This is a genomic window from Blautia sp. MSJ-36 (genome assembly GCF_018917985.1).
Lineage (GTDB): Bacteria > Bacillota > Clostridia > Lachnospirales > Lachnospiraceae > Blautia_A.
Genome location: NZ_JAHLPQ010000016.1, coordinates 36,391 through 56,339 on the forward strand (window position 1 = coordinate 36,391; position 19,949 = coordinate 56,339).

7 protein-coding genes are annotated in these 19,949 nt (G+C 42.4%); all 7 read left to right on the top strand.

The features are described from left to right. Positions 1–21: 21 nt before the first annotated feature. The 7 genes from KQI39_RS11540 to KQI39_RS11565 all read left to right on the top strand — a co-directional run bounded on the left by KQI39_RS11540 (position 22) and on the right by KQI39_RS11565 (position 19,947). The gene (locus tag KQI39_RS11540) at positions 22–2,124 is read left to right on the top strand and encodes a DNA topoisomerase 3 (protein ID WP_173722371.1); all 2,103 of its coding nucleotides are present in this window, start codon (positions 22–24) and stop codon (positions 2,122–2,124) included. Beyond that, a complete protein-coding gene (locus KQI39_RS11545; RefSeq protein ID WP_216418516.1) occupies positions 2,114–8,845 on the top strand; it encodes a SpaA isopeptide-forming pilin-related protein in 6,732 nt (2,243 codons plus the stop codon). The genes KQI39_RS11540 and KQI39_RS11545 overlap by 11 nt, the downstream gene beginning before the upstream one ends. Positions 8,846–8,908: 63 nt before the next feature. Continuing rightward, positions 8,909–9,379, top strand: a complete 471-nt coding sequence (locus tag KQI39_RS11550) for a helix-turn-helix domain-containing protein (protein ID WP_173722373.1) — start codon at positions 8,909–8,911, stop codon at positions 9,377–9,379. Positions 9,380–9,509: 130 nt separating this feature from the next. Then, positions 9,510–9,611, top strand: coding sequence for a putative holin-like toxin (locus KQI39_RS17390; RefSeq protein WP_015524590.1), 102 nt, complete (start codon positions 9,510–9,512; stop codon positions 9,609–9,611). Between the two features lie 200 nt (positions 9,612–9,811). Next, positions 9,812–16,639, top strand: coding sequence for a DEAD/DEAH box helicase family protein (locus tag KQI39_RS18025; RefSeq protein WP_216418518.1), 6,828 nt, complete (start codon positions 9,812–9,814; stop codon positions 16,637–16,639). A 494-nt stretch (positions 16,640–17,133) separates the two neighbouring features. Then, entirely contained in the window at positions 17,134–18,888 is a 1,755-nt protein-coding gene (gene ltrA / locus KQI39_RS11560) for a group II intron reverse transcriptase/maturase (protein ID WP_442860761.1), read from the top strand. A gap of 120 nt (positions 18,889–19,008) precedes the next feature. Continuing rightward, positions 19,009–19,947 (top strand): helicase, encoded by a 939-nt coding sequence (locus KQI39_RS11565; protein ID WP_253293158.1) that lies wholly within the window; start codon positions 19,009–19,011, stop codon positions 19,945–19,947. Positions 19,948–19,949 lie beyond the last annotated feature (2 nt).

Genomic DNA, 19,949 nt, shown 5'->3' on the forward strand with positions numbered 1-19,949 from the left:
GTGCAGAAAGGAGATAGAAAATTGCAGCTTGTAATTGCGGAAAAACCCAGCGTAGCCAGAAACATTGCGAAGGTGCTTCATGCCACAAACGTAAAAGATGGCTATCTGGAAGGAAAAGAGTATCTGGTTTCCTGGTGTATTGGGCATTTGATTGAACTGGCCAGTGCAGATCAGTACCGGTATGACTGGAAAGCATGGAAATATGAAACACTTCCCATGATCCCGGAGAATTGGAAATATCAGATTAAAGAAAGTACCAAAGGGCAGTTTCGGGTTTTAAAGGAACTGCTTCACAGAGCAGATGTCACAGAAATTATATGTGCAACAGATGCAGGAAGAGAAGGGGAGTTGATTTTCCGCCTGGTATATAACCAGGCAGAATGTAAACTTCCCTTTAAAAGACTGTGGATTTCTTCCATGGAGGAAAAAGCAATTCTGGAAGGATTTCAGCAGATGAAAGATGGACATGAATATGATAATCTTTATTATTCTGCGGTGGCGAGAAGTGAAGCAGACTGGCTGGTGGGAATTAATGCCACCAGACTGTTTACGGTGCTGTATCACCATCGGTTGATTGTAGGTCGGGTGCAGACACCTACACTTGCAATGCTGGTGGAACGGGAAAAGAGCATCGAGAACTTCCAGAAAGAGAAGTATTATCTGGTTCATCTTCTGATGGATGGATTGGATGCTGTAAGCAACCGGATAAAAGAGAAAAGTGCTGCCGTTCAGATGATGGAGGATATGAAGGATGAAACTGCACAGATTCTTTCAGTAAAGAAAGAGAAGAAAAAGGTACAGCCGCCGAAATTATATGATCTGACCACATTACAGAGGGAAGCAAATCGTCTTCTTGGATTTACGGCACAGCAAACCTTGGACTATACCCAAAGCCTTTATGAGAAGAAACTGGTGACGTATCCAAGGACGGATAGCCAATATCTTACAGATGATATGGAAGAAAATGCGTTTTTGGTTATTGATGCGGTAAATAGAGTATTTCCAGAAATATCAATGAAGGGTTCGGAACCAGAGATAAAAAGACTTTTAAACAGCAAAAAGGTATCAGATCATCATGCAATTATACCAACGGTAGAAATTGCAAACACGGATTTAAAAGCACTTCCGGGTGGAGAAAAAGAAATTCTTATGCTGATTGCATCAAAGTTATTATGTGCATCGGAACAGGAATACATATATGAGAGTATTAAGACTGAAATTTCCTGTCATGGAGAACTGTTTACTGCATCTGGAAAGAATGTTCTCCAATATGGATGGAAAGAAGTGGAAGAACGGTTCTTTAAATCATATGGGAAAAATGCAGAAAAGCCAGAAGAGGAGGAAAGTGATTTTCCAGATATAAAAATAGGACAGGTATTTGAATGTGTTGTTGTAAAATTTAGTGAACATTTTACAGCACCGCCGAAACATTATACGGAGGATACGCTCCTTAGTGCCATGGAACACGCTGGAAGTTCGGATACGATAGAAGACGCAGAGAGAAAAGGGCTTGGAACTCCGGCTACCAGGGCAGCGATTATTGAAAAACTGATTGAGAAAGGCTTTATTGAGCGTAAAAAGAAGCAGATATTACCGACTGCAGATGGAAGAAATCTGATCAGGATTCTTCCGGAAATGATCAAATCACCAAAACTTACAGCAGAATGGGAAAATGATCTGACACTGATTTCCAGAGGCCAGAAAAATGTAGAAGAATTTCTCTTCGAAATTGAAAAAATGGTTACCAAATTGGTAAGTGATAATGGACAGCCAGTGGAAGAATACCAGAAACTATTTTCAGATGGTCGGAAAGAAATTGGAAAATGCCCAAGATGTGGCAATAAGGTTTATGTGGGAAAGAGAAATTATTATTGTTCAGGAAGTGATTGCAGTTTTACTTTATGGAAAAATAACCGATTTTTTGAGAGTCAGGGAAAAATACTTGATGAAGCAACTGTCAGGAAGCTGCTGAGTGAGAAGCAGGTGCATTTCAAAGATCTGGTATCAGAGAAAACAAAAAGGAAGTATGAAGCAACTATAAAGATGGAGGTTTCAGAAACCGGAAATCCAAAGTTTCAGTTGATTTTCCCGGAACGGAAGAAAGGAAAAAAGAATGAAGAATAAAAAAAATATGAGAAGATTTTTGTCGGGATTCTTGGCAATGCTTACAGTGTTATCTACAATTCTATCTCCAATACTGTCCTATGCGGCAGATGTAGTGCCAGAAGAGCCACCGTTATACGAAAAGGTAAAAAATGAACTTGATGCAGATGAGGTGGTAAAAGCAAAAGATCTGGAACTGGAAACAGGCAGTATTTTTGAAGTGGAGAAAGATTTTACCGGACTGGAAATACCAGATGAAAAAAAGGTGAAGATCACTTTCCATGAGGCAAAAAATGAGGAAAAGCAGGACTTTACAACAGATTACGAAGATACATACAAAGCTGTTTATTATGTAGAGCCAGTAAGTGGCCACCCAATTTATCAGATCAATCGTAAGCTGATTGTAAAGGAAGCGGTGGTGCAGGTTGCTGAATCTGAGAATCAGGAATCTGTAAGCAACCAGGAAGATGAGAATGAAGCAGAAGGCGAGGAACCAGCCATAGGCACTGCAGAGAGTGAAGAACCTGTGCAGGATGAGGTAAATGTAGAAATTCCGTCAGAGGATAAAATCTATGAAGAAGTAACTCCGACAGAAATTCCGGTTGAGGAAGAGCCAATAGATACACCAATCCCGGAAAATCCGTCTGAGGAAGTTTCAACAGAAGAACCTGCCATAGATGATAATCCGGATACAGACAGCACATTTGAAGAAATTACAGATACAGATCCGGAAGAAATGCCAGAGGCGACAGACGACTCTTTTACAGATGGAACAGAGAAAACAGAAGATGCAGATGGAAATTATCAGGTAAATATTGTTCGTGGAGAGGAATTTCATATTGAGCTGAACCATGAAGATGGACAGTATCAGCCAGGAGAAACCGTTGTTTTTTCCGGAGATATGCCGCAAGGCAGCTTAATTGCAGTAGGAACAACAAAAGTACAGGCAAACCAGACAGAGAATACAGAAGATTTATTGTATTCTGAGGTGACTTATCACGAAGAATCGGATAAATTCAGTTTTGAAATGCCAGCAGATGACATTGATCTAAGTGTTTCCATGGATCAGGCAGAAAACGGTATCATGTTACTTGCAACCGATACTCCATGGGATGATGCAACAAATATTGAAGCAAATAAATATTACTATTATTCAGATGGCCAGCTTCATCCGTTTGATACAGTTATGGGACAGGGTGGAAATGACAGCTACAAATATGTTCGTTACAAAGCAGGCGGAAAGACTTATACAGTAAATGCGTATTGTATGCAGCACTCCATGCAGTCACCTCCAAGTGGGACAACATATAAAAATATGGTTGAACTGGATGAAGGCGGAGATGATAAATATTTGAGAAAAGCCTTATTCTATGGATATGGCGGTCCAGGATGGGGACATACATTCAATGGATATAATGTAAAATCCATTATGGGAAAATATGGATGCAGTTCTGAGACAAGAGCCATGCAGCATTACCTGGTTGACTATTTATATGATGGCGAATCCGGATTTGGAGGTGCGCTTTCTACAACCGCTAAAAATATGCTGAAAGAGATTAAAGCAGCTCTTGCTAAAATGCCTGATCCGACAGCAATGAAACTTCTTCCAGGACTTTCCGTTAATGCAACGGGAAAGGAAACAGAAAGTTTTACCTGGAAGGCAAATGAAGCATTTACCATTACCATTCATCTGGAGAACGGAGTAAGCCTTGTTAATGAAACCACAGGAAAAACGGCATCTGGAAATGTCACTGTAAAGGGTGGAGAGAAATTCCATCTTGTAGCTACAACAGCCAATATGGGCAGTCTGAAAGGAAAGTATGCGATTACATCTAATTTCCCTTTGGATTTCCATGCAATGCTCTTAAAATTGGAGAGTTCACAGGACATTGGTTTTGGCTACTATACAGATTCCTCTGACCTGCAGATTACAGTTGACTGGCCGGAAGAAGCAGTTATTGAAATTACAAAGAAAGATGGAGATACTGGAAAAAATCTAGCTGGAGCCGTGTATGGGGTATATAGTGATAACGCCTGCACAAAGCTGATTGCTAAAATGCCGCCAACAGACAGCAATGGTTCTTCACGTGTAACTCTTACTAAGACACAGGATACAGTTTACTTAAAGGAAATTACAGCACCAGAAGGTTATGTTGTCCAGGCTTCCTCTTATGGAGTGAAATTAGTAGTTGGCAGTACGACCAAACAGACTGTAACGGACAAAGAGCAGAAAGGAAATCTGACCGTTTATAAAGAGGGAGAAGTTTTTGTAGGAGCTGTATCTGATGAAAATGGAACTTCATTCCAGTATGAGAAACGCCGTCAGAAAGGAGCCGTTTATAACGTATATGCTGCCGAGGATATTGTAACAGCAGGTGGAAAAACAGTTTACAAAAAAGGCGCAGAAGTAGCGAAAAATCTGATCACAGGTGAGAACGGTTCTGTAACGGTAAAGAATCTTCCGCTTGGAAGCTATAATGTAACAGAAGCACAGGCCCCGGAAAATTTTTATAATGCAAAAGAAACAAAAAAAGTAACCATTTCTTATGCAGGGCAGACTGCAGAAGCGGCTTTCTCAGAGACTACCTTTACAAATGACCGTCAGAAAGCAGTGGTGCAGGTGATAAAGAAAGACAAAGATACTGAAAATACACTATCCGGAGGGCATTTTGCTCTGTTTGCAGCGCAGGATATGAAAACTGTGGATGGAAAAGTAGCGGTAAAAAAAGATGCTCTGATTGAGACTGCAATTACTGGTACTGATGGAAAAGCAGCATTTAAAGCAGATCTTCCAGTGGGATTTTCTTATTATGTAAAAGAAGTCCAGGCTCCGGCTGGTTATGTCAGAAATGAGAAAGATACTTATTCTTTCCAGTTCAGTTATACCAATGATGAACAGGCAAAAATTTCTTTCAGTCATACTTTTGTGAATGACAGGGTCAGTGCTGCAATCTCTTTGAATAAAAAAGATGCCGAGACAAAAGAAAATAAGGCACAGGGAGATGCTTCCCTGGAAAATGCGGTGTATGGACTTTATGCAAGAAACGACATTACCCATCCAGATGGAAAGACAGGCGTTATTTATAAAGCCGGAAGCCAGATTGGTACGCTAACTACCGATAAAGAAGGAAAAGCAAGGATAGAGAATCTTTATCTTGGAGAGTATTACATCAAGGAAATTACCCCATCCGTAGGATATCTGGCAGACGAGCATGAATATGATCTTGTATGCAGTGATGAAGGTGATCTGACAGCGGTTGTAGAAAAAGAGTGTACCTCACTGGAAACGGTGAAGAAACAGCCGTTTGAACTTATTAAAGCTGCCAATAATGGAGACACAGATGCTGCATTACTATCCGGAGCTGGATTTAGTGCATATCTGGTATCTTCTTTGGTGGTAAAAGAGGATGGAAATTATGATTTTTCCTCTGCAGAGCCAGTTGTGATCGGTGAAAATGGAGCAACGGAAATTTTTACAAATGAGAAAGGCTATGTAAAATCCATTGCAATTCCATATGGAACATATCTGGTGAGAGAAACTACAACACCCCATAATTACAAACCTGTAGATGATTTTATTGTCCGGATTACAGAGAATAAACCAACAGAGCCGCAGACATGGAGAGTTCTTTTGGATAAAGAATTTTCTGCAAAACTGAAAATTATCAAACAGGATGATGAGACTAAAAAATCTGTTCTAATTCCGGGAACAGAGTTTAAAATTTATGATATGGATCATGAAAAATATGTAGAGCAGGTAACTACATACCCGACAACTGTTACACATACCTCATATTTCACAGATATAGATGGATATCTGATACTGCCTCAGAATTTAAAAATTGGTCATTATAGAATCGAAGAGGTAACAGCACCGGACGGTTATACCATTAACAAAAATTATGTCGAAATACAGGTGGATACCAATACCCTGTATCAGACGGATCCGGTTTCAGGTGATGCGGTCATTGAAGTGGTATATGAGGACCATTCGGTGAAAGGAAAACTCACTGTACAGAAAAAAGGAGAGGTTCTTTCGACCTATAAGAATGATTTTAGGTATGAAGTTCAAAACCTTTCCGGTGCAGTATATGAAGTATATGCTGCAGAGGATATCTATACAGCAGATTTCCAGAAAGATGATACAGGAAAAAGAATCCTGAAATATGCAAAGGGTGAAAAAGTTGCAGAACTGACAACGGATGAATCCGGAAAAGCAGAGCTTGATAATCTGCCTCTAGGAGAATACAAAGTTGTAGAAAAGACTGCACCGGAGGGATTTGTATTAAATGAAGAAGAACAGAAGATTTCTTTCGTCTATGCAGACCAGAATACACCAGTGATCTCACAGAGTGCAGAGTTTATAAATGACCGCCAGAAAGTAGAAGTGTCAGTTGTGAAAAAAGATGCTGAAAATGAGAAAGGGCTTTCTGGAGCAGAGTTTGGTCTTTACGCAAAAGAGGATATAAAAGCAGGGGATAAGGTACTGGTAAAAGCAGACGAACTGCTTACAAAAGCGGTAACAGGTGAAGATGGAAAAGCTGTTTTTGAGCAGGATCTGCCATTTGGAACTTATTATATAAAAGAACTGGCAGCCCCAGATGGTTTTGTATCTTCGGATGAGCAGATTGAGGTGACTGCGAAATATCAGGGACAGGAAGTAAAAACAGTAAAACTGGAAACTGTTTTTAGGAATGCGCCGACAACAACTGAATTTACGAAATCAGATATTACAACAGGTGTGGAACTTGACGGAGCAACACTGACGGTTTTGGATTCAGACGGAAAAGAAGTAGAAAAATGGACTTCTGTAAAAGGAAAAGCTCATGTAATAAAGAGACTCCATGTGGGAAAAACCTACACACTTCGGGAAGAGTTTGCACCATATGGTTATCTGCAGGCAGAGGAAGTGAAATTTACAGTTTCTGATACCGCAGAAGTTCAAAAAGTAGAGATGAAGGATGCTGTTCCGGTTGGACGAATCATCATCAATAAAAAAGGTGAATTTGTCAAAGAAGTTACCTGGAAAGATATGCTGGCAGGCGGCATGGACGCAGCATTTGGTTATGTTACAGGTTCTTTGAAAGATGTTACTTTTGAAATTTATGCAGCGGAGGATATCAAGGCTGCAGATGGGGAAAGCAGTGATTATTATAAAAAGGACGAACTGGTAGCAACAATTACGACAGATGCTCTTGGATATGCGAGATCAGAAGATCTTCCTTTAGGCAAATATTATGTAAAGGAAAAAGAGGCGGCGGATGGATATGTTCTGGATGGAGAAATCAGAGAGGTTGATCTGACTTATCGTGATCAGAATACTCCGGTTGTGACTTATGATGAGGACTGGCAGAATAACCGCCAGAAAGCAAAAGTAACTGTAGTTAAGAAAGAAAAAAATACAGATCGTGTTCTGGAAGGCGGAGTATTTGCACTTTATACAAAGAATGATATTTTAAATGCAGAAGGCGAAGTAATCATGAAAGCAGATACCATGATCGAGCAGAAAGCTACGGATCAGGATGGAAGAATTGTATTTACGGCAGATCTTCCAATCAATGGCAGCTACTATGTAAAAGAAGTGCAGGCTCCTGCAGGATTTGTAACAACAGAAGAAATCAAGGAATTTGACTTTACTTATGCGAGAGAAGATGTTGCAGAAGTATCCTTTGAGTTCACTTATGAAGACGAGCCAACTACTTTTGAAATCACAAAATCAGATCTTACAACTGGGGAAGAATTACCAGGTGCAAAACTGAAAGTATCCGATCCAGAGGGAAACGTTGTGGATGAGTGGACTTCCGGAAGCACACCACACATCATTAAGGAACTGGAAGTTGGAAAGAAATATACATTAACAGAGACAATTCCTGCTGATGGTTATGCAACTGCAGAATCCATTACGTTTGTAGTAGAAAATACTGCAGATATACAGAAAGTAGAAATGCAGGATGATACAACAAAAATTCTGATCAGTAAAGTTGATATGACAGATGGAAGCAGCGAGGTCAAAGGTGCTAAACTGTATATTCTTAATGAAAACCAGGAAGTTATGGAAAGCTGGACATCTGGTGATCAGCCCCATTATGTAGAGAAACTTCCAATCGGTACTTATACATTATTGGAGGAAACAGCACCGAAAGGCTATATTGTGGCAAATAAAGTGACATTTGAGGTTAAGGACACCGGAGATGTTCAGGGAGCCAAAATGGAAGATGAACAGGCAATGGGCAAGGTAATCTTAAATAAAACAGATAAAGACACCAAGAAGCCAATGAAAGGTGTAGAATTTGCCCTTTGTGACAGTAAAGGTAAAGTTCTGGAAACTCTGGTAACAGACAGTGCCGGCCATGCAGAATCAAAGAATTATCCGATTGCGACTTTTAAGAATGGGCAGTATAAAAAAGCAATCACATATATCCTGAAAGAAACAAAAACACTGGATGGCTATCAGCTTGATGAAACCGAGCATAAGATTCAGTTTGAATATGTCAATGACCGTACTCCTGTGATTGAATATACTCTGGATCTGACAAATAAGAAAGCTCCGGAAAAAGACACTCCGGAAACATCAGAAAACCAGGGAGTCAGCACTCCTGGTTCCCATGGTTCTGATGCGACTTCTGTATCCAATTCACCAAAAACAGGAGATAATACAAATATTGCTATTTTTGTGCTGACTCTTGCGGTATCAGCAGGATGTCTGGGAACTGTAGTGGCAGTTAAGAGAAAACGCAAATGATAATATAAATAGTGTTCTGGGGCTGTGGTTACTGCACAGCCCCATTTTGAAAAGGAGAAGAAATTGAAATTAGGAGCAAGAATAAGAAAAATCCGTATGTTTCGCAAGCTAACGCAAAAAGAACTGGGGCGCAGGTTAGGGTATGGAGAAAATAGTGCAGATGTGAGAATTGCCCAATATGAAAGCGGACAGCGCACGCCAAAACAGGAAACGCTTATCCGGATAGCAGAAATATTGGAAGTTGATGTCCGGAATTTTTTAAGTCCTGGAATTGCGACAATGGACGAATTAATGGAAACTTTATTCTGGATGGATGAAGAAAATAGAGGGCTTTTTCATCTGTTCCTGCTAAATGATTCAGAAAGTGAAACAGTTGGAATCACAATAAGGGATAAAAAAACAATGTCTTATCTGCAGGAATGGATGGGGAAAAAGCAGAAATTGGGCGATGGAAGAATCACAGAAGAGGAATATCTGGAATGGAAACTGCATTGGCCAGAGAATAAGAGAAAAACAGAATATAAAACCGTATGAAGTAAAAAGGAATTGCTTTGCGGAGAGTTACCTGTTAGAATATTACTGGAGTAACCGTGTACAGGGTTGGTAAAAACCTCCTGGATTTTCAGATTCCGTTAAGGGATACAGAAGAAGGGAGGTGGAGCGAATGGATACATACGAAGTCTTGAGCTTATTGTTCTTAGGCGGTACGTTTCTGATTGCTTTGCTTGCCTATTTGGATAATAGGGACAACAAGCGAAAAAAATAGCCTACCCTGTCTGCCAACAGGATAGGCAGCTCTCTTTGAGAGCAAAATAAATTAAAACCTAATCCAGGAGCATCCACCTTGTGGGCGGTTACTCTTTTCAATTAGAATATAGCATTTTCTCTCCGAAAAGTAAAGTACATTTTATGCAGCCAATTCTAAAAAAGAGTGGGCTGTTTTTTTATTGATAGGAGGGAAGTTTAATGTCTAAACTACAGGACATCCGAAACTTGGTGCAGGAACATGCCGTATCAGTGAGCAGTTCGCCAGGGGATTGGATGGATTATATGGACACAGCATCAAGGTTATATCGTTATTCTTTTTCAGACCAGCTTCTGATCCATGCACAGCGTCCAGACGCAACAGCCTGTGCATCACTGGAACTATGGAATGAAAAGATGTTACGCTGGGTAAATCGTGGTGCAAGAGGAATTGCCTTGTTTGATGAAACCTGGCAGAATACCAAACTTCGTTATGTGTTTGATATTTCGGATACCCACATGGTAGCCGGAGGCAGAAGCCCATATCTTTGGAAGATGCAGGAACACCAGAGAGAAGAGATCCTCACCCATCTGGCAGAAGTCTATGCTCTGGAAGAAAAGGATGCGGCAACTTTGCAGGACGCATTGATGGCGGTCGCAAGGGAAATGGTCAATGACAATCTGGAGGAATACCTGGATGGATTGGAATATGCTGTAGAAGGTACTTATCTGGAAGATCTGGATGAGGTGACGATCCGCAGTGATTTTCGTCAGCTGGCAACAGACAGTGTTTACTATCTGCTTTCCAGGCGATGCGGGCTTGACCCGATGGAACTTCTGGAAGAAGAGGACTTCATGCATATCACAGATTATAACCGTCTGTCAGTTCTCACCTTCCTTGGAAATGCGGCAAGCCAGCTCAGTGAGAGTATTCTGATTGATATTGGAAAGACCGTACATAAAATTTCTCTGGAAGAAGCGAGAAAAGAGGTTGAAAAATCCAATGAAAGGAATTATAATAACTTTACCACGTTAATGCACGAAATTAAAGATCAGGATGCAGAAACGAAAAAAGAAGAAAATATTGAAAATGAAGGAGGAAACGATTATGGAACTGACATATCATCGCAAGGGAGATTACCTGTTTCCGAATCTGACCGTCGAAGAGGAAGAAGTGACGATCGGGAAATATGGGATGCTGCGGAGGACATTTCTGAAAGAACACAAGAACAGCCTTTATCAGAGCCTGTTTCTGACCGGGAAGCTGAACAGCCATCTGGAACAGATCGAGAAAGCAGCACAGGAGAGAATGGACAGCCAGATGGAGAAATTACTGGAGAAGAGTCCGGCACCGGACAAGGAAGCAGATCCGATGGCATGGACAGCACACATGAACGCACTGATGGCAACAGCGGAAGAGAGCATCTTGACGGAATTGGTATACAGTTAGTCGAAGATACAAGAGAAGATGGATTGAGTAAAGCAGAGGAAGAGATCGCCTCTGCTTTATCTTTGCCCGAATATCCCACCGCAAATGAACAAAGACGGCAGATCGAGGAAAGGGCAGCTGCCCTTTATGCCGGAGAAATTCCGATTCCAGAGCAAGTTGTTGATGAGATCTTACGGACAGGAGGAAACCGGAAAGCCAGCCAGCTCCGGATCATCTATAATTTCATGAGTGAACAGACACCGGAGGAATATACGGAGTTTGTGAAGCGTGAATACCGTAAAGGTGGAAAAGGTTTTCAGATTGATGGAAATGAATATTCAGTCTGGTTTGATGAAACCGGGATGCAGATCGCAGTAGGGCATACGGTTACAGACCATATCTTAGATAAGGCATTTTTATCATGGGAAGATGTCAGCGGACGTATCCATCAGCTTTTAGACCAGGGTGAATATGCACCGCAGTCTGTATTGGATGCGGCAAGAAGTAATGCAGTAAAAGAACACGCCCAGGCTCTTGCCTATATGAAAGGGGATATGGCAGAAGGAGTAGCGGAGATTGTTTTTGACGAAGAGGACTTACCACATCTTCGCAGTATCTATCCGGAGATCACGGATTATCTGGAAGAAAAGCTGGAGGATCCCCAGTGGCTTTCGGAACTGAATGAAAGACTGGATGCACTGGCAGAAGCCTATGAAGAAAATCATTCTATTATGCGTTTCCATCATTATAATCCTATAAATATCTCAAAGCAGTTTCAAAAGTTTGCGGATGAGGTGATTCCTTATCAGGCTAGGGACGGCTTTGCCTGGAAAGAACATCCGATGTTCATTACACAGGATGAGATTGATGCTTATCTTGCAGGAGGTGGAGCGTATTCGCAGGGCAGGCTTAGGACGTATTCCTTTTATCTACTTCATGAAGATGAAAGATCGAGGACAGGTTTTATCAAGGAACAGTATGGGATCGGTGGAAGCAGTCATGCACTGTCTGGTGCCGATGATTCACACGCAAACTATGATGGAAAAGGATTGTTTCTTGCAAGAGGTGCTTATGGGAATCCATATACGTCAATTTTATTATCCTGGAATAAAGTTGCAAACAGAGTAGCTTATCTGATAAAGAATGACCAGTTCCTGCAGGCAGAAGATTATGCTCGTATGCCGGAATATGAACGTGAGCAGATGGCGAATAAGGTACTCCGCTTTTATGACCGTCTTCCGGAAGAGATAGACAGACCCTTTACAGATGACTTCTTCTGGGAAAAACCAGGAAAAGAAATGGTCGCAGTATTAGAGAATCCAGAGCAGACAGAAGAACTGTTACAGAAGATGGATGCAGCATTGGCAGCTCTGCCATTGGATTTTGAAGCGTATGGGACAAACTATCAGCAGAAAACAGAACTTCTTTCGGAACTCCACCAGTATGCAGAAGGAACCTATACGATATTCCCGACACCGGAAGCAGAACCGTCTTTTGCGGAACCATCCGGACACCAGATGACCATGTTTGATTTCTTGGATACGAAGGCAGTGGCAGAACCGACCGTAGTAGATATGTCAGATGTGGAGGAAATAGAAGAGGAAGAGGTTACTGCCGAAGAATCTATTCTGGAAAGTCAGGAACAGGAAAAAGCTGTGATAGAACCATACAACTTCCGTATCCAGGATAATGACCTTGGTGCAGGCGGTCCGAAGGCAAAGTATAAGGCAAATATGGAAGCCATCCATTTGTTACAGACTTTGGAGAAAGAAGAACGTCTGGCAGCACCCGAAGAACAGGAAATTTTATCCCGTTATGTTGGCTGGGGTGGTATCCCGCAGGCATTTGAGGAGAGTAACAGCAGCTGGGCAGATGAGTATCTGGAATTAAAGAATACCTTATCACCAGAAGAATACAGAGCAGCAAGGGCATCGACCTTAAATGCTTTTTATACATCCCCGACCGTGATCCGAAGCATGTATGAAGCACTGGAAAATATGGGACTGAAACAGGGAAATATCCTGGAACCATCGTGTGGAGTCGGTAACTTTATGGGACTGATCCCGGAGAGTATGGGCAAAGCCAATATGTACGGTGTGGAGCTTGACCCGGTTTCGGGCAGGATTGCAAAACAGCTTTATCAGAAAAATAAGATTGCCGTACAGGGATTTGAGGAAACCAGTTATCCGGACAGCTTTTTCGACTGTGTGATAGGCAATGTTCCATTTGGGGCGTATCAGGTCAGTGACCGCAGATATGACCGGCATCATTTTATGATCCATGATTATTTTATTGCAAAATCCCTTGATCTGGTGCGTCCCGGTGGCGTAGTGGCTGTGGTAACTTCCAGTGGAACGATGGATAAGCAGAATCCGGCAGTGAGACAGTATATCGCAAATCGGGCAGAACTGCTTGGAGCCATCCGATTACCGAATAATGCGTTCCAGAGAAATGCCAATACCAGTGTTGTTTCTGATATTTTGTTTTTCCAGAAAAGGGACAGGGCATCCATTGAGGAACCGGAATGGTTAAATTTAAAGGAAATACCGGAAGGCTATTCGGTCAATGCTTATTTTGCAGAGCATCCGGAAATGGTGCTTGGTGATTTTACTACAGAAAGTACCCAGTACGGAAAGCAGGAAGTGACCGTAAAACCAAAAGAAGGCATTACCTTAGAAGAACAGTTAAAAGAAGCTATCAGGAATATCCATGGCACGATTACGGAACTGGAACTTTCGGATACAGAGCTGGAGGAGGATGTTGTCTCTATCCCGGCAGACCCGGATGTAAAGAATTTCAGTTTTACCGTAGTGAATGAGGAAGTCTATTACCGGGAAAATTCTGTGATGAACCGCATGGAGCTTCCGGCAATGACAGCGGAACGTGTCAAAGGGATGGTGAAGATCCGTGATGTTACGAATGAACTGATCCAGTGTCAGATGGAAGAGGGAAGCGATGAACAGATCATAAAGCTGCAGGGAAAACTCAATGAAGAATACGATACCTTTACAGCAAAATATGGTCTTATCAGCAGCAATGCCAATAAGAGGGCATTTAGTCAGGACAGTAGTTATTGTCTTTTGACTTCTCTGGAATTTCTGGATGATAAGGGAGAACTGAAACGGAAAGCGGATATTTTTACCAAAAGGACAATCCGTAGGGCAGAAACGGTAACTTCCGTGGATACTGCCAGTGAAGCACTTGCGGTTTCTATTGGTGAGAGGGCAGGCGTTGACCTTTCCTATATGGCACAGCTTTCCGGGAAAACAGAAGAGGAGCTTACTGAAGAACTGGCAGGGGTGATCTTTAAGAATCCAATCGGTGAAAAATGGGAGCCGTCGGACGAATATCTTTCTGGAAATGTGAGGGAGAAACTTCAGATTGCCAAACAGTTTGCAGAAGATCACTCGGAATATCAGGTGAACGTGCAGTATTTGGAGCAGGTACAGCCAAAAGATCTGGATGCATCAGAGATTGAGGCGAGACTTGGGGCAACCTGGATCTCTGAGGATTACATTACACGGTTCATGGCAGAAACATTCCATACACCAAGATATTATGTAGGGAGCAAGGTCAAAGTCCAGTATGCCGAAGTGACCGGACAATGGAATGTTATGGGAAAGAATGTGGACAGTTACGGAAATGCTCTTGTTACTTCCACATATGGAACGCAGAGAGCCAATGCCTACCGTCTTTTGGAAGATGCCTTAAACCTTAGGGATACCAAGATTTATGACACGGTACAGGATGCCGAGGGGGAACACCGGGAATTAAACCGGAAGGAAACAATGCTGGCACAGCAGAAGCAGGAACTGATCAAAGAGGAATTTAAGGAGTGGATATTTAAAGACCTGCACCGACGGGAAGATCTCTGTAAGATCTATAATGAACGATTTAACAGCATCCGTCCACGGGAATATGATGGAAGCCATATTCAGTTTGTCGGCATGAACCCGGAGATCACCCTAATGCCGCACCAGAAAAACGCAGTGGCTCATGTGCTGTATGGAAATAATACCCTTCTGGCTCATTGCGTAGGAGCAGGGAAGACGTTCCAGATGATTGCAGCCGGTATGGAATCAAAACGGCTGGGACTCTCACAGAAGAATCTTTATGTTGTGCCAAACCATCTGACCGAGCAGTGGGGCAGTGATTTCCTACGTCTCTATCCGGGAGCAAATATCCTGGTGGCAACGAAGAAAGACTTTGAGCCGGCAAACCGAAAACGGTTCTGTTCCCGTATTGCGACAGGGGATTATGATGCCGTGATCATTGGACATACGCAGTTTGAGAAAATCCCCCTTTCAAAAGAACGGCAGATTGCCATGCTGGAAGATCAGATTGCAGATATTACGTTCTCCATTGAAGAAGCAGCACATCAGGCAGGGCAGAATTATACCATCAAGCAGTTGGAAAAAACAAAGAAAAGCCTGCAGGCGAGGATGAAAAAACTCAATGACCAGACCAGAAAGGATGATGTAGTAACTTTTGAGCAATTAGGTGTAGACAGACTGTTTGTGGATGAAAGCCATTCATTCAAAAATCTTTTCCTATATACAAAGATGAGAAATGTAGCAGGTATTTCACAGACGGATGCACAAAAAAGTTCCGATATGTTTATGAAATGCCGGTACATGGATGAACTGACAGGCGGCAGGGGAATTACCTTTGCTACGGGTACTCCCGTATCGAACAGTATGACCGAGCTTTACACTATCATGCGTTATCTCCAGTATGACACACTCATGCGTATGGGCATGGGACACTTTGATTCTTGGGCTGCAACGTTCGGGGAGACAGTAACCGCAATCGAATTATCACCGGAAGGAACGGGCTATCGTGCGAAAACACGGTTTGCCCGTTTTTTTAATCTTCCAGAGCTGATCTCCATTTTTAAGGAAGCTGCGGATATTCAGACATCGGATATGCTGAATCTTCCTGTACCGGAAGCAGAGTTTATCAATGAAGTCTTAAAACCAAGTGAAGAACAGCAGGAAATGGTCAGTGCCTTTTCGGAACGTGCGGAAGAAGTAAGAGCCAGTCTTGTGAATCCAACAGTGGACAACATGCTCAAGATTACTAATGACGGAAGAAAATGTGCATTGGATCAGAGGCTATTAAATGAACTCCTTCCGGATGCAGAAAAAAGCAAGGTCAATACCTGTGTGGAAAATGCTTTTCAGGTATGGGACGAGGGAAAAGCAGATCGGACAACACAGCTGATCTTCTGTGACTTGTCTACTCCAAAAGGGGATGGGACTTTCAATGTATATGATGATGTCCGAAACAAACTGGTTGCCAGGGGAATCCCGAAAGAAGAGATTGCGTTTATCCATGAATACAACACGGAGACAAAGAAAGCAGATTTGTTTGCAAAGGTACGGGCCGGGCAGGTGAGAATCCTTATGGGTTCCACTCCAAAACTCGGTGCTGGTACCAACGTACAGGACAGGCTCATTGCCCTCCATCACCTTGACTGTCCGTGGAAGCCGTCTGATCTGGAACAGCAGGAAGGACGTATCTTAAGACAGGGAAACCAGAATGACAAAGTAAAGATATTCCGGTATGTGACGGAGAACACTTTTGATGCGTATATGTGGGTGCGACACGAAGTCGCTTAATTTAACTGTTTGGCGGTAATTCCGACCAAACCATCCATTCCGTTGGATGAAGCCAATATCCCCGGCTTTGCCAGTAATGGCATTGTTCGGAAGCGGATATAAATGGAACCCTATTTGGAGCAAATCCCGTGAGGGAGAAGCAAAACTGCCAGCTACAAGGCGGTTAGGGTGCAGGCTTTCTGATAGCATGGTTAATTAACTGAATCACCGTAAGCTTCGTTAAGGCTGAACAAGCCAAAGTAGCTGACAGGCTTGAACCAAAAGGTGTGCAGTTGGATATTCCTCTCCACGATAGGAATACACGGACATAAGACTGCCGGAGTAGAGGTGGAACCTAAACTATCAATGATTGTTGATTAAGTGGAACGTGTCAAGCCCGTATTCTCGCCTGCAAAGGCAAGTGGACCGTAAGGGAAGCCGTTGGGAATGCGGGTAAAGGATTGCGGAGGAAGCGAATGCCGACCTTGTAATGAGGACGGATAGGGGTTCAAAATTTGCCCCACCCGAAAGGGGAGCAGAATTCCGCATGGTGCTTAATTACGAGAGAGTTTATAGAATTTTTGAAAGGAGTAAGGCAAATGAACATGAAAATGTGTGCGACTTCTGACGTTGCAAAGGCATGGGACAGCATCGACTGGAACAAAGCGAATGCATACGTTAAAAAACTGCAAATGCGTATCGTAAAGGCTCATCAACAGGGCAGAACCGGCAAAGTAAAGTCTTTGCAATGGCTGCTTACACACTCTTTCTACGGACGTGCTTTAGCTGTAAAAAGAGTAACGAGTAATAAAGGCAAAAAGACAGCAGGTGTAGACAAAATCTTATGGTCTACTCCCAAACTGAAATATGAAGCAATTCTCAGCTTAAAACGCAGAGGCTATAAACCATTACCGTTAAAGAGGGTATATATCCCGAAAAAGAACGGAAAAATGAGGCCGCTCAGTATCCCATGTATGAAGGATAGAGCGATGCAGACATTGTACAAATTTGCACTGGAACCGATTGCGGAAATCACTGCTGACCCTAACTCCTATGGATTTAGAGCAAAGAGATGTGTACAGGATGCAATCGAACAGTGCTTTACCTGTCTGAATAAAGCAAAATCCCCTAAATGGGTGCTGGAAGGAGACATTAAGGGCTGTTTTGATAACATCAGTCACGAATGGATACTGAACCATATCCCAATGGACAGAGATATTCTGCGAAAATGGTTAAAAAGCGGGTATGTCGAGACCGGAAGATTATTTCCAACAGACCTCGGCAGCCCACAGGGTTCGGCTATCTCACCAACTATCTGCAACATGGTGTTGGATGGTCTGGAAGTCCAGATTAGGAAGAAATACCACAAAACTAAAAGGGATGGAAAAGCATATTTTCCAAAAGTGAACTTTATACGTTATGCTGACGATTTCATCGTCACAGGCGAAAGCAGAGAGCTTTTGGAAGCAGGTGTTCTCCCGATTATCCGGGAATTTTTATCAGAGAGAGGATTGGAACTGTCAGAAGAAAAGACAGTGATTACCCATATCGAAGATGGTTTTGATTTTCTCGGATGTAATATACGGTGGTATAAAGACAAGCTTCTTACAAAACCATCCAAAAAGAACTATAAAGCCATTGTGAATAAGATACGGGGGATTATAAAGCAAAATCCATCTATGAAGCAGGAAGATTTGATAAGAAAGTTAAATCCGGTCATCAGAGGATGGGTAAATTTCCAAAAGTATAATGTCTCCTCGCAGGCGTTTGACAGGTTTGATTTCGATGTATGGAGATGTCTGTGGAGATGGTGTAAACGTAGGCATCCGAAGAAAAGCCACAAATGGATAGCAAAGAAATATTTCAGGAGAGTCGGCACAAGGAACTGGACATTCAGTGTAAATATGGCAGACTCATTTGAATTACATCTGATATATGCTACTGATACTAAAATAGTAAGGTGGCTGAAAACAAAATCAGAAGCGACACCATTTGATGAGCGTTTCACAGAATATTTTGAGGACAGAGACACAAAGAGAATGCTTCGAGAAATCAATGGAAGGAAAAAATTAAATGCACTGTACAAAATGCAGAAAGGCATTTGTCCGCATTGTGGTGAACCTATCACAGTGGAACGGGGATTCCGAATCCATACGGAAGTGGGAGCAGATTTTAAAGAAACGAATGTCTTATTACATGCTGATTGCCACAGAGAACTTCATTACTCGAAAAATGTTGATGAACTGGTTCTGCTAACGCAGGGCTTATAAGTGCTTGAGCCGTGTGAGGGGAAACTCTCACGCACGGTTCCTAGAGGGGAAAGCGGTAGTAATACCGCTGACCTACTCGACCAGATTTTGGAGAATAAGCAGAAGTTCATCAGCCAGATCATGACCAGTAAATCCCCGGTCAGGGCTTGTGAAGATGTGGATGATACGGCACTGTCCTATGCAGAGATCAAGGCACTTGCCACAGGTAATCCGCACATTAAAGAAAAAATGGATCTGGATGTGCAGGTGAGTAAGCTGAAACTCTTAAAGGCAAACCATACCAGTCAGATTTACCGTCTGGAATCCGATATTGCAAAGAATTTCCCGGTACAGATCAGTGCATTGAAAGAGCGGATTGCCGGGATGCAGGTGGATTCGCAGGTAGTAAAAAGCGTGGATTTACAGGATAATGACACGTTTGCCATGACGGTAGGGAATGTCCTTTATGAAGATAAGAAAGAAGCAGGCGAAGCGTTGATCGCCGCCTGTGCAGGTTTAAAAACCGTCAGCACCGGCGGAAAGGTTGGGGAATATCATGGGTTTACGTTATCTGCTTCCTACAATATGTTCTCCAATGCGTTTGAACTGACGGTCAAAGGAAAATGCTCTTATAAGCTGGAGATCGGAAAAGACCCTGTAGGAAATATGCAGCGTATCCATAACACGCTTTCTTCCATTGACAGGAAGCTGACGGAAAGTGAGCAGAAGTTAGAAACCGTACAACAGCAGCTTGCTACTGCACAGGAAGAGGTAAAGAAGCCATTTCCGAAAGAAACAGAGCTGAATGAAAAGATGGAACGGCTATCCGAGTTAAATGCATTGCTGAACATGGATGAAAAGGGTAATGAGACGATTATGGCAGATGAGGATATTGGCAGAGAAGGAAGCAACACAGACAGCAGGGATGCCATAGAAGAAAAAGAACTTCCGGAAACAGCAGACAGAATCCATAAGCCGTCTATTCTGGAACGCTTAAAGCAGGAGAAGGCACAGCAGAATACAGCGGAACAGCCATCTGTACAGAAAGCTGCAAAGAAAAAACATGAACAGGAGTTATAAAA